This window comes from Streptomyces sp. NPDC012935 (genome assembly GCF_042900345.1).
GTDB lineage: Bacteria > Actinomycetota > Actinomycetes > Streptomycetales > Streptomycetaceae > Streptomyces.
On record NZ_JBIBBC010000002.1, the window covers coordinates 264,940 to 279,681 of the forward strand.

Annotated in this window: 14 protein-coding genes and 2 tRNA genes; 12 read left to right on the top strand and 4 right to left on the bottom strand. The window is 69.1% G+C overall.

Going from position 1 to position 14,742, the window contains the following annotated elements; genetic code table 11:
- The first annotated feature begins 25 nt into the window (after nucleotides 1-25).
- The 4 genes from gyrA (at nucleotide 26) to ACFY5C_RS06545 (ending at nucleotide 4,518) form a co-directional block, all read left to right on the top strand.
- Nucleotides 26-2,617 (top strand): DNA gyrase subunit A, encoded by a 2,592-nt coding sequence (gene gyrA / locus ACFY5C_RS06530; RefSeq protein ID WP_389441205.1) that lies wholly within the window; start codon nucleotides 26-28, stop codon nucleotides 2,615-2,617.
- An 18-nt stretch (nucleotides 2,618-2,635) separates the two neighbouring features.
- Nucleotides 2,636-3,442, top strand: coding sequence for a DUF3566 domain-containing protein (locus ACFY5C_RS06535; RefSeq protein ID WP_389441208.1), 807 nt, complete (start codon nucleotides 2,636-2,638; stop codon nucleotides 3,440-3,442).
- A 126-nt stretch (nucleotides 3,443-3,568) separates the two neighbouring features.
- Nucleotides 3,569-3,645, top strand: a tRNA-Ile gene (locus ACFY5C_RS06540).
- Nucleotides 3,646-3,774: 129 nt separating this feature from the next.
- On the top strand, nucleotides 3,775-4,518 hold the full coding sequence (locus ACFY5C_RS06545; protein WP_389441210.1) for an AAA family ATPase: 744 nt from the start codon (nucleotides 3,775-3,777) through the stop codon (nucleotides 4,516-4,518).
- 78 nt (nucleotides 4,519-4,596) lie between these two features.
- Here the strand turns inward: ACFY5C_RS06545 and ACFY5C_RS06550 are convergent, their stop codons facing one another.
- Nucleotides 4,597-4,980, bottom strand: a complete 384-nt coding sequence (locus tag ACFY5C_RS06550; RefSeq protein ID WP_389441213.1) for a DUF6344 domain-containing protein — start codon at nucleotides 4,978-4,980, stop codon at nucleotides 4,597-4,599.
- 337 nt (nucleotides 4,981-5,317) lie between these two features.
- On the opposite strand from ACFY5C_RS06550, the gene ACFY5C_RS06555 reads away from it, so the two are divergent.
- Together ACFY5C_RS06555 and ACFY5C_RS06560 are read left to right on the top strand one after the other, a co-directional pair.
- Nucleotides 5,318-5,446: a DLW-39 family protein gene (locus ACFY5C_RS06555; RefSeq protein WP_003999697.1), complete on the top strand. Its 129-nt coding sequence runs from the start codon at nucleotides 5,318-5,320 to the stop codon at nucleotides 5,444-5,446.
- Between the two features lie 303 nt (nucleotides 5,447-5,749).
- The gene (locus ACFY5C_RS06560) at nucleotides 5,750-7,009 is read left to right on the top strand and encodes a hypothetical protein (protein WP_389441216.1); all 1,260 of its coding nucleotides are present in this window, start codon (nucleotides 5,750-5,752) and stop codon (nucleotides 7,007-7,009) included.
- Nucleotides 7,010-7,135: 126 nt separating this feature from the next.
- On the opposite strand, the gene ACFY5C_RS06565 is transcribed toward ACFY5C_RS06560, so the two are convergent.
- The gene (locus ACFY5C_RS06565) at nucleotides 7,136-8,971 is read right to left on the bottom strand and encodes a serine/threonine-protein kinase (protein WP_389441219.1); all 1,836 of its coding nucleotides are present in this window, start codon (nucleotides 8,969-8,971) and stop codon (nucleotides 7,136-7,138) included.
- Nucleotides 8,972-9,161: 190 nt separating this feature from the next.
- Nucleotides 9,162-9,710 carry a DNA-binding protein gene (locus ACFY5C_RS06570; protein WP_328880513.1) on the bottom strand — a complete coding sequence of 183 codons (549 nt, stop codon included), beginning with the start codon at nucleotides 9,708-9,710 and terminating at the stop codon, nucleotides 9,162-9,164.
- Between the two features lie 181 nt (nucleotides 9,711-9,891).
- On the opposite strand from ACFY5C_RS06570, the gene ACFY5C_RS06575 reads away from it, so the two are divergent.
- The 4 genes from ACFY5C_RS06575 (at nucleotide 9,892) to ACFY5C_RS06590 (ending at nucleotide 12,047) form a co-directional block, all read left to right on the top strand.
- A tRNA-Ala gene (locus tag ACFY5C_RS06575) sits at nucleotides 9,892-9,964 on the top strand.
- Between the two features lie 403 nt (nucleotides 9,965-10,367).
- Nucleotides 10,368-10,550, top strand: coding sequence for a hypothetical protein (locus ACFY5C_RS06580; RefSeq protein ID WP_389442243.1), 183 nt, complete (start codon nucleotides 10,368-10,370; stop codon nucleotides 10,548-10,550).
- On the top strand, nucleotides 10,547-11,221 hold the full coding sequence (locus tag ACFY5C_RS06585; RefSeq protein ID WP_389441222.1) for an RNA polymerase sigma factor: 675 nt from the start codon (nucleotides 10,547-10,549) through the stop codon (nucleotides 11,219-11,221). Before ACFY5C_RS06580 ends, ACFY5C_RS06585 begins: the two co-directional genes overlap by 4 nt.
- The gene (locus ACFY5C_RS06590; protein ID WP_389441224.1) at nucleotides 11,205-12,047 is read left to right on the top strand and encodes a hypothetical protein; all 843 of its coding nucleotides are present in this window, start codon (nucleotides 11,205-11,207) and stop codon (nucleotides 12,045-12,047) included. Before ACFY5C_RS06585 ends, ACFY5C_RS06590 begins: the two co-directional genes overlap by 17 nt.
- A 128-nt stretch (nucleotides 12,048-12,175) precedes the next feature.
- Here the strand turns inward: ACFY5C_RS06590 and ACFY5C_RS06595 are convergent, their stop codons facing one another.
- A complete protein-coding gene (locus ACFY5C_RS06595) occupies nucleotides 12,176-12,889 on the bottom strand; it encodes a DUF5324 family protein (protein WP_389441227.1) in 714 nt (237 codons plus the stop codon).
- Between the two features lie 325 nt (nucleotides 12,890-13,214).
- Between ACFY5C_RS06595 and ACFY5C_RS06600 the strand changes: the two genes are divergently transcribed.
- Both ACFY5C_RS06600 and ACFY5C_RS06605 read left to right on the top strand, forming a co-directional pair.
- Nucleotides 13,215-13,748: a peptidylprolyl isomerase gene (locus tag ACFY5C_RS06600; RefSeq protein ID WP_389441230.1), complete on the top strand. Its 534-nt coding sequence runs from the start codon at nucleotides 13,215-13,217 to the stop codon at nucleotides 13,746-13,748.
- Nucleotides 13,749-13,851: 103 nt separating this feature from the next.
- The gene (locus tag ACFY5C_RS06605) at nucleotides 13,852-14,736 is read left to right on the top strand and encodes a rhomboid family intramembrane serine protease (protein WP_389441232.1); all 885 of its coding nucleotides are present in this window, start codon (nucleotides 13,852-13,854) and stop codon (nucleotides 14,734-14,736) included.
- The last annotated feature ends 6 nt before the right edge of the window (nucleotides 14,737-14,742 follow it).

The following is a 14,742-nucleotide window of genomic DNA, read 5'->3' on the forward strand; positions in this document are numbered from 1 at the left end:
GCACCAGGAAGGACCTTCACCAGCAATGACCGACGAGAACACTCCCGTCACGCCTGAGGACGACGGCCTGGCCCTGCGCGTCGAGCCCGTCGGGCTCGAGACGGAGATGCAGCGTTCGTACCTCGACTACGCGATGTCCGTCATCGTCTCGCGTGCGCTGCCGGACGTCCGCGACGGCCTCAAGCCCGTCCACCGCCGCGTGCTGTACGCCATGTACGACGGCGGCTACCGCCCCGAGCGCGGCTTCTACAAGTGCGCCCGTGTCGTCGGTGACGTCATGGGTAACTACCACCCCCACGGCGACTCCTCGATCTACGACGCCCTGGTCCGCCTCGCGCAGTCGTGGTCGATGCGGATGCCGCTGGTGGACTCCAACGGCAACTTCGGCTCTCCGGGCAACGACCCGGCGGCGGCCATGCGCTACACCGAGTGCAAGATGGCGCCGCTGTCGATGGAGATGGTCCGCGACATCGACGAGGACACCGTCGACTTCACGGACAACTACGACGGCCGCTCCCAGGAGCCGACCGTCCTGCCGGCCCGCTTCCCGAACCTGCTGATCAACGGGTCGGCCGGTATCGCGGTCGGCATGGCGACCAACATCCCGCCGCACAACCTGCGTGAGGTCGCGGCCGGCGCCCAGTGGTACCTGGAGAACCCCGAGGTCTCGCACGAGGAGCTGCTGGATGCGCTCATGGAGCGCATCAAGGGCCCCGACTTCCCGACCGGCGCCCTGGTGGTCGGCCGCAAGGGCATCGAAGAGGCGTACCGCACCGGCCGCGGCTCGATCACCATGCGCGCGGTCGTCGAGGTCGAGGAGATCCAGAACCGCCAGTGCCTGGTGGTCACGGAGCTGCCCTACCAGGTCAACCCCGACAACCTCGCGCAGAAGATCGCCGACCTGGTGAAGGACGGCAAGATCGGCGGCATCGCGGACGTCCGTGACGAGACGTCCTCGCGCACCGGTCAGCGTCTCGTCATCGTGCTCAAGAGGGACGCGGTCGCCAAGGTCGTACTCAACAACCTCTACAAGCACACGGACCTGCAGACGAACTTCGGCGCCAACATGCTGGCGCTCGTCGACGGCGTCCCGCGCACGCTCTCCCTGGACGCGTTCATCCGGCACTGGGTGACGCACCAGATCGAGGTCGTCGTCCGCCGTACGAAGTTCCGCCTGCGCAAGGCCGAGGAGCGGGCGCACATCCTGCGCGGCCTGCTGAAGGCCCTGGACGCCATCGACGAGGTCATCGCGCTGATCCGGCGCAGCGACACCGTCGACATCGCGCGCACGGGCCTGATGGAGCTCCTGGAGATCGACGAGATCCAGGCCAACGCCATCCTCGAGATGCAGCTGCGCCGACTGGCCGCCCTGGAGCGCCGGAAGATCGTCCAGGAGCACGACGAACTCCAGGCGAAGATCACCGAGTACAACGAGATCCTCGCCTCGCCGGTCCGCCAGCGCGGCATCGTCAGCGCGGAACTCGCCGCGATCGTCGAGAAGTACGGCGACGACCGCAAGACCATGCTGGTGCCCTACGACGGTGACATGTCCATCGAGGACCTCATCGCCGAAGAGGACATCGTGGTCACGGTCTCGCGCAGCGGTTACGTCAAGCGCACCAAGACCGTCGACTACCGCGCGCAGAAGCGCGGCGGCAAGGGCGTACGCGGCACGAAGCTGAAGGAAGACGACATCGTCGACCACTTCTTCGTCTCGACGACCCACCACTGGCTGCTGTTCTTCACCAACAAGGGCCGTGTCTACCGGGCGAAGGCGTACGAGCTCCCGGACGCCGGGCGTGACGCGCGCGGGCAGCACGTCGCGAACCTCCTCGCGTTCCAGCCGGACGAGGCGATCGCCGAGATCCTCGCGATCCGCGACTACGAGGCGGTGCCGTACCTCGTGCTCGCCACGAAGGCGGGTCTGGTGAAGAAGACGCCTCTGAAGGATTACGATTCGCCGCGCTCCGGTGGTGTGATCGCGATCAACCTCCGCGAAACGGCGGACGGTTCCGACGACGAACTGATCGGTGCCGAACTCGTCTCGGCCGACGACGATCTGCTTCTGATCAGCAAGAAGGCACAGTCGATCAGGTTCACCGCTACGGACGAGTCACTGCGTCCCATGGGGCGCGCCACCTCGGGTGTCAAGGGCATGAGCTTCCGCGAGGGAGACGAGCTCCTCTCGATGAATGTTGTTCGACCCGGTACGTTCGTGTTCACTGCCACCGACGGCGGGTACGCGAAGCGGACCCCCGTCGACGAGTACCGCGTCCAGGGTCGCGGCGGCCTCGGCATCAAGGCCGCCAAGATCGTCGAGGACCGCGGCTCGCTCGTCGGTGCGCTGGTGGTCGAGGAGGCCGACGAGATCCTCGCCATCACGCTGGGCGGCGGTGTGATTCGTACGCGAGTCAGCGGGGTCAGGGAGACGGGCCGTGACACCATGGGCGTCCAACTGATCAACCTGGGCAAGCGCGATGCCGTCGTCGGTATCGCACGTAACGCCGAGGCGGGACGCGAGGCGGAGGAGGTCGACGGTGACATTGCCGTCGACGAGATCGCCGAGGGTGCCGCGACCACCGGCACGGACGAGGGTGAAACGCCCTCGGCCGAGTAGCACGAGGAGAGAGTCATCGTGAGCGGAGCCACGGGCGCCGGATCGTCCGGTACCTCGACCGGTTCAACAGCCGGTTCGGAGACGGGCGGCGGCCGTGGCTCCGCCGCGCCTGCGACCGACCCGCACACCACCCAGCTGAAGGCGATCAAGTCGCCCGCGAAGGCCTCGCCCTCGCCCGACGCACCTGGATCCCAGGGGGGACCCGTGACGGACACCCGAGGCTCGCAGACCCAGCAGTACGCGGCCGGCGCGGGCTCGGCCGCTCCGGGCGCCCAGCCCCAGCCCCAGCCCGCAGGGGCGCAGCAGGCGGCCACCGCGCCGTCCACGTCGCCGCTGCCCGGGGAACGGCAGCCGCAGCAGTCCGCCGGGCCCTACCACCCGCCGCAGGCCTACCAGACGCCCGCTCCGGAGAGCGCGGTACGCCGGCCGCGCACCGGTGCCCGTACGACGCCCCGCACCCGCAAGGCGCGCCTGCGCGTGGCCAAGGCCGACCCCTGGTCGGTGATGAAGGTCAGCTTCCTGCTCTCCATCGCGCTGGGCATCTGCACGATCGTCGCGTCCGCGGTGCTCTGGATGGTCATGGACGCGATGGGCGTCTTCTCGACGGTCGGCGGCACGATCTCCGAGGCCACCGGCTCGAACGAGTCGAACGGCTTCGACCTGCAGGCCTTCCTGTCGCTGCCGCACGTCCTGATGTTCACGTCGATCATCGCGGTCATCGACGTCGTCCTCGCGACGGCGCTGGCGACCCTCGGCGCGTTCATCTACAACCTCTCCGCCGGCTTCGTGGGCGGCGTCGAGCTGACGCTCGCGGAGGACGAGTGACCGTTGCCGCCGGACGGCGGCTTCAAACCTCTCCTGACGGTCCCCCGACAACCGATTTTGGGACTGCCCACGTCGTGCGCTAATCTTCAGGAGTCAGCGCGCGGGACACACACCGCAGAGCGCGGCGGGGCTATAGCTCAGTTGGTTAGAGCGCATCCCTGATAAGGATGAGGCCACAGGTTCAAATCCTGTTAGCCCCACCAGCGAAAAGACCCCCAGCCAGTCCGGTTGGGGGTCTTCGTCGTCGTTGAGGCGTCGTCGGGGAGATGTCGCTGTCGTCGTCGACGGACATCGGGCGCCCGATTGTCAGTGCCGGATGAGAGCCTGGCCGAATGATCGTCGAACGGGCATACGCGCATGTTGCCGAGGGCGAGCTGGAGGAAGACAGCCAGTGGCCCTGGTCGGTGCCGTGCGTGCGGCAGCTGCTGGAGGACGGCCTGAAGTTCACCGCGCCGGTCACGTTCCTGGTGGGGGAGAACGGCTCGGGCAAGTCCACCCTCGTCGAGGCGCTGGCGGAGGGCTTCGGCCTGGACTCCTGGGGCGGATCCGCGGGCTACAAGTACGCGAGCTGGCGTGAGCCGTCGGCGCTGGGCGGCCGGATACGGTTCGAGGCGACGCCGGCCGGTCGGCGCATGCTCCAGGGGCCTCGTACGCGCCGCAGAGGCTTTTTCCTGCGGGCGGAGACGGCGCTGGACGCGCTGGACCGGGAGCAGAGGACGGGAAGGCTGTCCGGGGCCGCGGACGAGATGAGCCACGGCGAGGGCTTTCTGATGGCCTTCCGCGAGCGGTTTCAGGAGCCGGGGCTGTACGTCATGGACGAGCCCGAGGCTGCACTGTCCTTCGCTTCTTGTCTTCAACTCGTGGGTCTGCTGTATGAACTGGGGCGTTCCGGCGCACAGATCATCTGCGCGACGCACTCACCTGTGCTGACGGCGCTGCCTGGCGCCGAGATCATCGAGGTGGGTGACCACGGAATGCGTCCCGCCGACTGGCGGGATCTGGAGCTTGTCGACCACTGGCGGCGCTATCTCAACGATCCATGGGCCTATCTCCGGCACATCGTCGACGAGGGGTGAGCACGCCGTGGCGCTCAGGCGCTTACGGGATGGTGCGCGTTGGGGCAAGGGGTGACGGCTCTGGGGCGGGCCGTCGGTTCAACGCTGGTGTGGCACGAGCGGTTGCGCCGGGGAGCCTGCGTGGACGCACTCCCGGGGGGCCGACGGTGGGCTCGCCGCCTCCGCTTCCGTTTCCGTGAGCGGTCGGTGCCGGCAGCTGGGGGTCTTGCCATGGGCCTCGGCTCGGATGCGCTGCTTCATCGTGGGGGGCAGTGCTCTGGCGTAGGACCAGGCCCAGTTCGGCATCGCAGGCACCGTCAGCTCCGCGCTGCGGTCGCTGTCGTCGCTGCCGCCCTTGCGAGACGTCTCGGTGTGCGGCACCGCCGCGGCGGTGGTCGACGTGACAAAGCCGAGCGCTGAGCACAGCGCGAGGAAGGCGGTGACGATGGCCGTCCACAGGTTCATGACCTTGTTCCTGGTCATGGCCCCTCACTTTCGGGTTGGGCGATTTGCGTACTTTCCTCATGATGTGTATGGGGGCCGAGAAGTCATGGACCGACGCTCATGACGCGTCGATCTTCAGATGAACACCACTCGAATGGGCGCAAGAGAGCGGAAGAGTGCCGAAAGCTGGAGGAAGGGCCGCGAAGTCACCGTCTGTCGGGGTGTGATCACCCTCCGATCGGAGCGACATCATCCGCTTCTACTGCGCTGTTCCGGAGGGCAGTTGAGCCCCGACGCAGGTCACCGATCGGTATCGGTCGGTGTGTATAGTCGGGCGCCAGAGGTCCCCTACGTCAAGGAAAGACGAGGTCGCGCGGTGAAGAAGCTTCTCCTGGTCGCACTGGCCGCCATCGGCGGGCTCCTCGTGTACCGCCAGATCCAGGCGGATCGCGCCGAGCAGGATCTGTGGACGGAGGCGACTGACTCCGTGCCCACGGGTTCGTGAGTCACCACTTCGGAATCTGAACCAGACCCCGACCGCCGTAGCGGTCGGGGTTTTGTGTGCTCGTGTTGCGGGACTGGCCGGGAGGCCTTAGAGCCGGGCGTTTCGGACAGTCGTACGGATTGCGTGGGTGCCGAGCGGCCGGGCTGGGCAGGATGGGCGAGTCCATGGTCCGGCGGCGGCGAGGGGTGGCGCGTGATGAGGCGGCGGCGTAGGGCGTGGTGGCGCCGCGCGGGGGTACGGCCGGGCGCGTGGGTGCGGAGCGATGCGAACACGCGGCGCGGTAACTCCACGGCACCCACGCGTATGGCCGTCGTAGGGGCACTGCTCCTGTGCACGACCGCCGCGCTGCCGAGCGGAGCCGCTCTCGCGGCCGGCACGCCCACCCCGTACGCGTTCGCGCCCGACGCCCGCACCGTCGCGGGTGCGACAGGCACTGCGGATGCCGTACGCCTCACACCCGGAGCGACGTACAAGAGCTCCCTGCCGAGCGACGGGAAGATCTACTACCGCCTCGATCTCGACGCCACCTCTGACACATACGTCTCCGCGACCGCGATCCCCGCCCCCGGCAGCACCGTCGCCGCGAACGACGGCATCAGAGTCTCTGTGCAGGACGCCGACGGCCGCTCCTGCTCCTTCCGAACCGAGCAGTTCCGCGTCGTCCAGAGCCCGCGGCCCATCGCGGCCTGGGCAGCACGAGAGATCTCCGCCAACAAGCCTCGTTGCGAGACAGCGGGCACCTACTACATGGTCGTCGAGCGCGTCGGTACGGCGAGTTCCGCGCCGGACGCCTGGGACCTGGAGCTCTTCGCCGCCTCGGAGCCGTCCCTGGAGCAGGCCGGCGCGACGAGTGCCCCTGAGGCGTGGGACTCCGCCTCACCCACCCCCCTCACCGGCGAGGGTGTGCGCCGCGAGGGCGGCTCCGGCTTCGCCTCGGCGGTGTCCGTCGGCGAGGGAGTCTGGAGCGCCGACATCGAGCCCGGCCGGACGTTCTTCTACAAGGTGCCGCTGACCTGGGGGCGCCAGCTGTACGCCACCGCCGAACTGGGCAGCTCGGCCGGCGGCGACGGCACCGCGGTCGGTGCCCTCGACCTCTCGCTCCACAACCCCGCGCGCGGCCTCGTCGACGACGCCAGCACCTACTACGACGGCAGCCAGAAGAGCGCTGAGATCGATCCCCTGCCGCCGGTCGCGTACGAGAACCGGTACGCCGTGAGCGACCGGGTCAGCGGCATGCGATTCGCCGGTTCCTACTACCTCGTGGTGCACCTCGCGGCCGAGGTGGCCGAGAAGTACGGCGACGGGCCGCTGCCGCTGACGCTGCGTGTGCGCGTGGGGGGTTCGGCGGAGCCCGGTCCAGGTTATGCGGGGGAGTCCGAGCCGCCGGGCGTCTTTCAGGCTGGTGGAGTCGATCCGGGGGCCGCTGCGGAAAGCGGGGCCGGGGGCGGCGGTGACGCTGCGATGGCCGTGCTTGCCGTGAGCGGGATCGGGGCCGGGACTGTGGTGCTGGTGGTGCTGGGCGTGTGGACGGTGGTGGCTCGGCGAAGGGTTGGCGCGCTGTAGGCGGGCGGGGCCTGTAAGGCGGGGGGAACCTCGGCTTGTGGGTTCGCTGCCCACCGGTCGGCCCATGGCGTGTGAACCCGGCGGGGCCGGGGCGGCCGACCGGCGTCCTCCGGCACCTCGGCGGCCTCAGACGCGGGTCAGCGCCCAGAAACCCACGGCGTAACAGGCAAGCGCCAGCAGCAGGAGCGGGATCGCCACCTTGGCGGGTGGGCCTGGGCGGCGCGCGATGCCGTGGGCGGCGCGGCGGGTGGCGCGGTGCCCGCCGCGGCGGTGCGGCTGCGGAACTGGGGGCGCCGATGGTGGAACCTGCGGGCTCTGAGCGGTGTACGAAGCAGTAGAGGCATCGACGCGTTGGTGTTGCACCGGCGTCGGGGGCTGAGACGGGTACTGCGGTGTGTGCGGGTGGGGGGAGGACAGCACGTGGGTGGTGTCGTAGGGGGAGCCGTGGGGCGAGTGATGCTGCACGCCGGGGTGTGCCTGGCCGGACTCTCTCTGGCCTTGTGCCTGGCCGGACTCCCACTGGCCCTTTGTCTCGCCCTGGCCCTGGCCCTGGCCCTGTGCTGGGTGCGGCGGGGGCGGGGGCGTGTGAGTCCGAAGGGAGGAGGAGGTGGCCTGCGGGGGTGGCAAGTGGAAGCTGCCGGTGTCCGACATGGTGAGGCGCCCGTCCCGCGCATCCCTGTCGCTTCCGGTGTTGGGCTGCGAGGCGGCGGACGTCTGCTGGGCGGCGGGCGACTGTGGGCCCGGGTGGGGGGCGGCGTGCGGGGCGGGCGGGGACTGCGACGGCGCTACGTCCGAAGCCGAAGCCGAAGCCGGGGTCGAAGCCGCAGCGGAAGCCGGGGTCGAAGCCGAAGCGGAAGCCGGGGCGGAAGCCGGTCCGGCCACGCCCTGGCGTGGATCGCTCGGGGCAGTACCCGAGCTGGTGCCGTTGCCGGTGGCTGCGTACCCGGCGCCGCGCGCCGCCGACCCGGAGCCGGGAGGCGTGGACACAGAACCGGTGTTCGCAGTCGCTGCAGAGCCCGAGGCCGTGCCCGCGCCGAACTGGAGCGAGGCCCCCGTGCTCTCCTCGATGCCGGGCGCCCGTTTGAACGGCCCGTCCGGCCCGAACCCCGAAGGCAGGGGCCCGATTTGGTCGAAGATCTCGATGAGCTCGTCATCGGGACCGGGCTCCGGCAGGAGTTCGACGGCCGATGCCAGAGCCTTGCGCGCCCCCGTGGCCGTGCGGAACCGCGCGTGTGGATCCGGCTGCAGCAGCGAGGCCACGACCTGCCACAGCGGCTCGGGAATGCCCGTGGGCGCACCGGGAGTTCCGTGCGCGGTGAAGTACTGGACGAGCGCCTTGACGTCAGGCTTGGCGCCCTCCAGCAGATAAAGCGCCACCAGTCCTACGGCGAACAGGTCGGCAGGGAAGTCCGGTTCCGAGCCCATGAGTTGCTCGGGCGCGAGATAACCGGGCGTTCCCACCACGAGGTTGGTCTCGGTCAGACGCGGCTCACCGAGCCGCATGGCGATACCGAAGTCGGACAGACGCAGGCGCGGGCGGGCGGTGCCGGTTGCTTCGAGGAGCAGGTTGGCGGGCTTGATGTCGCGGTGGACGACACCCTCCGAGTGGACAGCTGCCAGTCCCGCGAGGAGCTGGTCCAGGAGCGTGCAGACGAAGGAGGGCGGCAAGGGGCCGTAGTCCCCGATGAGATGGACCAGCGACCCGCCGGCCACCAGGTCCATGGTGAACAGGACCTTGTCGTCGTCGGCGGCCCAGCTGGCGGGCGCGAGCACATGGGGGTGATCGATCCGCAGTGCCTGCTCGCGGACGAACCGCAGCAGCGAGTGCGCGTCGCTCTGCTGCAGCACCTTGGCGGCCACATACCGGCGGCGGCGGTGGTCCCAGGCACGCCAGACGGCGCCGACGCCTCCGCGTCCGATCGGGTCGACCAGTTCGTACCGGCCGGCGAAGACCTCACCCATGGCTGTGCGTCGCCCCTCCCCCTTCGACTACCCCCCTTGCTTCCCCCTCGACGAGCGATACGACTCCCCTCGCCGACTCCCCTTCTCGCCGCCTGGCCGCGGCGAGGGATATGCCCGGCCCCTCGTGCCCGCTCAGGATGCAGGCCGTCGGCCCGGTTGCCGAACCCCCTTCGGCGACCGGGCCTCGGGGTCAGTTCTGGTGGGACTGGTAGTGCGTGACCGCGTCGGACGTGCGGCCGGCGCCGTACACCCGGAGGAACTCTGCCAGTTCCGGGTGGGTGGGGGCGAGGGTGTCCGCGGCGTCGATGATGTCTCCGGCGGCCGCCACCGAACGCAGCAGGGACTGGATTTCGCGGACCACCCGCTTGACCGTGGGCGCACCCGAACTGCTCGTGGTCTGCGTCGTGTTGCTCAGAACCGAACCCCCCTGCGACTTCTTGATCTCCTCCATGCGCTCGGTGGCCTCCGCAGCGCTCACGCTGCCGTCTGCGACCTGCCCTGCCAGGTCCTGCAGCAGCTGCACCCGCTGAACCACGGCCGGGTTACCGATCTTCGCCCGCTGTCCGCTCATCAGCTGCGACAGCATCGGTGCGGACAGCCCCAGTACCCCCGCGAGACGAGCCTGGTTCAGACCAAGATCGTCGATCAGCTTACGGAAGAGCGTCCCCAGCGGCTCCCCGTACCAGTTCCGCTGCAGATCCCGCGCTCTTGCGGTGGCTTCCTGCTGTGCGGCGTCCATTGCGTCTCCCCATCGCTTCCCCAAAACCGCGGTTCGCTGTAGCGAACCACGCCGAGCATCTTACGGAGAGTGGTCGTTCATCGGGACCCCCAATCTTTTTGCGAGATACGGGGGGCGACCCGGTACTCTGGTCTGCGGCGCCCGCCGGTACGTGGTTCTTCCGGTTGGTTGCTCCCCTTCCGGGGCCTTAGCTCAGTTGGTAGAGCGCTGTCTTTGCATGGCAGATGTCAGGGGTTCGACTCCCCTAGGCTCCACACTCCGGACCGGTCAGATGCCTCGTCGCCTCTGGCCGGTTTTTGTATGCCCCGGTCCCGGACGGACGCGATCTCCTGAGTGACGTGCGTCACGTGGCAGCCCGCGGGGCAGTTGCAGACGTTTGCGCAAATGTGTGGCATCGGCGCAGTCCCCGAGATCGGTGCGCAGGTGGCGGACGTGGCGCCAGGGTGGCGGGCCCGGGCGGGCATGCCGTGTGTGAGCTGGCGTGAACGTGACGGCGTAATCAGAAGGATGCGCTCCGTTAAGAAAATCTGTGCGGGACTTGCACACACGGGCCGTTGCAAACGTCATCGTGGGCGGAGGGCGTAAACACGCGCCGTCCCGAGGCCCACCGGGGGTGCTGAGCGGCCTCGCCTTGCATCAGGAAGGCACAACAGCACAGTGACGATGGACATTGCCGGTGAGGTGATCCTGGCGGCGCTCGCCCTACGGGTGTTCGGCCGTGACGCGGTCGTTCTGTTGCGTCGGCTGGCCGCGGCCGGAGTACGAGCGGGCATCAGCGAGATGCGGCGTGACCTCACCGAGGCCGCCAAGGACCCCCACCACGAAGGGCAGGCATCGTGAGTCAGGACCTGCCGCGCCAAGCCCCTCGCGCCCCGCGCATGAAGAAACTGCCGCTGGACTTCGAGGCCTTCCACCAGATGTACCGGCCGCTGTACGTCAACTGGGCCAAGTCCAGGCTCGGTAACTGGCACGACGCCGAGGAAGCGGTCGACGCCGCCTTCGAGCAACTGCTGAAGGCGTGGAACACCGTGCTGTCCAAAGAGAACCCCGCCGCATACGCCTGGCGTGTGCTCAAGAACAGCACCATCGACCACTCCCGCACCCGCGACCGCCGTCCGGCACTCATCGGCGAGGCCTTCGAGACCGTGGCGTTGGACCGGGCCGTCGACCCCATCAGCCAACTCGAGGAAAGCCTCAACCTCTACGCGGAGATCGGCCAGCTGCCACCGCGTCAGATGGACGTGGTCCTCCTGCACTTCGGGCTCGGCTACAACGCGGTCGAGATAGCGGCCGCCCTCGGTATCACCCCGGCCGGTGTGCGCTCCACCGTCCGCCACGCCAAACGGCGCCTCCAGCACGCGTACGGGGTGAAGAAGAGCCTCGCGGAATCCCGTGCGGAAGCCGAGCCCTGCACGGGCGCGGAAAGGCCGACCGGCGAAGGGCCGACCGACGAAGGGCCGACCGGCGAAGGGCCGACCGACGAAGGGAATGCCGATGACATCGCCCATTGACGAGCTGCTCGGGCGGGCACGCCTCCTCCGTCCGCCCTACACCCAGGCAGCCATAGAGGCGGCGGCCGAACGCCTGTCCGCGCGCGCAGCCTCCTTCCCGCACCCCACCCACCCGAACCCGGCAGACGCCACCGCCGACCAGGCCCCGCCGATCCCGCCGGGCCAGGCTCCTCCGGCCGACGAACGCTCCGCCGCCGACGATCTTCAGACCCTCTGCGAGACGGTCATCACCCACACCGACGCCCTCGCCGACCTTGAGGAATTCCTCGCTCGAGCCCTGCCCCAACCCCCGGGAGCCCGGGTCCTCGGCTGCATGCTTCAGCTCTGCGCACGGGAGGAGTCGGCACGCTTCTGGTGGCAGTACGCCGCAGGCGCCGGCGACTCCGCCGCCAGCTACTGCCTCTATCTGCACCACCGCGCCCTGGGTGAACCCGGCGTCGCCGACTGGTGGCAGACACAGCACGCCCGGTACGCCCGCAGCGTCCGGCCCGAGACGGACGACCCACCCGGCCAGGGCGCCGTCGGAGCGGACGCCGCCATCCGCGTCGAGGACTCCGGACCCGAGCCCGAGGACGAGATCAGCACCACCCTCCGCGTCCTGCGCGCCCTCAAACCCGACTGCTCACCCGTCCCCGACCCCGTCAACGCCGTCCTGCACTACATCCCCGCCGCCGTTGCCTACGTCGACGACGACCTGGACCTTCCGCTGCCGGACCCCGACTTCACCGACCGAATACGCGCCCTCGCCACGCCGCCCCCGGTGATGCAGGACGCCGCCCGGCGCCGCCGCCGACTCGCCCCTCTGCCATCACGACGGCGGACGTGACCGGCGTTTCACGTGAAACACCGCTGTGGGGCGGGAGACCCTCAAGTCTCCCGCCCCACAACGCAGTTCAACACCCCGACCGTAGCCGGGCCTTCACATCACCGGTCCTCGCCCTGCCGGCCCCCGTCCTACAGGCCGTCGTCGCGCCGCGCGGCCTCCTCCTCGGCTTCCTTCGCCTGGACCTCGGGATCGAGTCCGGACTTGCCGCTGCCGTCCACCGAACTGAGACGGTTCGACTCGGGGACCTCAGTCGCAGCGGGAGGCTCGACCAGCCAGTCCGGGTTGGCCTGCTTGTCCCACCACTTCCACGCGGCGAACGCTCCGCCCGCGAGCGCGCCGAGCACCGCCAGCACCTTCACAGCACGACCGGCCTTGGCGCGCCGCTCGTGCCTACGGACGAGCTTCTCGATCTCCTTCGCCGAGACCTGACCACGCAGCGCAGCCATAACAGCCACACCACGCGCGGTGGCCTCGTCCCTCACGGGTCCGGCCGCGGCCACTGCCTGCTCAAGCCTCGGCCGGGAGTACTCAGCGGCCTGCCGGGCAGCCTTACGAGTACGGACGGCGGCTTCGTGCGCGGCGTTGTCGACGCCCGGCGGCACATGGGCAAGGGCCTGCTCCAGGCGCGGCGCGACATACGCGCCGTACTGCAGGCGGGCCTGGGCGCGGGCCTGCTCGGTGGCCTGCGTCACCTTCGGCGCGAGCCGTACGCGTGCCTCGTGCGCGTAGTGTGCGGCCCTGTCCTTGGCGGTGTCGGCGTAGGGCGCCACCACTTCCGCGGCGTGCAGCACGCTGTCCTTCGCCGAGCCGGTCGCGGCGCGCACGCTGTCGATGCGGGTCACGGGTTCCTCCTCCACGGTGGCGTACGGTAATTCGACTTTCCACACTTTTACGGATCATGCCTGTCAGAACGCTGCGCTGCATGTGAGGGCGGGCATTTGGGTGCCCATGAACTTGATCAAGTGCAATAACGGACCAATGCGGGGCAACGGTGGCTTGTCGTCGACAATGCCACGGTTCTCCCCGCCGCGCCCCCGCCACGGACCGACTCGTCGGGTTTTCTGCAAGCAATCCGCCAGGTTGCGTACCGATGAACGAGCGCCGGGGACGGCTGTCGCCGTACGTGCGAGGATCGTGGGGTCACAGGAAGACAACGGAAGGCAGATCGTGGCCGAGCAGCTCTACGCCACCCTCAAGACCAACCAAGGCGACATCGAGGTCCGGCTCCTCCCGAACCACGCGCCGATCACGGTCAAGAACTTCGTCGAACTCGCCAAGGGCGAGCGTGAGTGGACCAACCCCACCACCGGGGAGAAGTCCAAGGCCAAGCTCTACGACGGCACGGTCTTCCACCGGGTCATCAGCGGCTTCATGATCCAGGGCGGTGACCCCCTGGGCAACGGCACGGGCGGCCCCGGCTACCAGTTCCAGGACGAGTTCCACCCCGACCTCCGCTTCGACAAGCCGTACCTGCTCGCCATGGCCAACGCCGGACCCGGCACCAACGGCTCCCAGTTCTTCGTCACCGTCTCCCCGACGACCTGGCTGAACCGCAAGCACACCATCTTCGGCGAGGTCACCGACCCGGCCAGCCAGAAAGTCGTCGACGCCATCGCGAGCGTCCAGACCAACCCGCGCACCGAACGCCCACTCAACGACATCGTCATCGAGTCGGTAGTCGTCGAGACCCGTGAGGGCTGAGCCCGACACCTCCCGCAGGGAACCAATCGCCCCGCTCGTCCGTAAGGATGAGCGGGGCGATGTATGAGGACGTGCATCGCGTACGACGACCTAGGGGACCCTCATGGACCAGTCGGCAGGCAGCCCGCAGGACGCGCAGAGCCTGCCCGTCTGCTACCGCCACCCGGACCGCGAGACCGGCATCCGCTGCACCCGCTGCGAACGCCCCATCTGCCCCGAATGCATGGTCAGCGCCTCCGTCGGCTTCCAGTGCCCCGACTGCGTCCGCGGCGGCTCCGGCACCGGACACGCACCTGACGCCGCCCGCCCCCGCACCATCGCAGGCGGCACCATCGCCGCCGACCCGCGCCTGCTCACCAAGATCCTCATCGGGATCAACCTCGCGGTCTTCATCGCCGTGCAGACCAGCACAACGCTCCTGAACGACCTCGTCCTCATCGGCTCCTGGCCCCCCGCCCCCTTCAACCCCACCGAAGGCGTCGCCGAAGGCCAGTGGTACCGCCTGGCGACCTCGATGTTCACACATGAGGCCATCTGGCACTTCGCCTTCAACATGCTGAGCCTGTGGTGGCTCGGCGGCCCCCTCGAAGCCGCCCTCGGCCGCGCCCGCTACATCGCGCTCTACCTCTGCTCCGGCCTCGCAGGCAGCGCCTTCACCTACCTACTGGCCGGCCCCACCACAGCCTCGCTCGGCGCCTCCGGCGCCATCTTCGGCCTCTTCGGCGCCACCGCCATCCTGATGCGGCGGCTCCAGTACGACATGCGGCCGATCATCGCCCTGCTGGTGATCAACCTGATCTTCACCTTCGGGTGGAGCAACATCGCCTGGCAGGCCCACATCGGCGGCCTCGTCGCCGGCGTCATCATCGGCTACGCCATGGTCCACGCCCCGCGCGAGCGTCGTGCGCTGGTGCAGTACGGCACATGCGCGCTGGTCCTGGCCGCGGTGGCCCTGATGACGGTGCTGAGAACGCTCCAGCTCACCTGAAGCTCA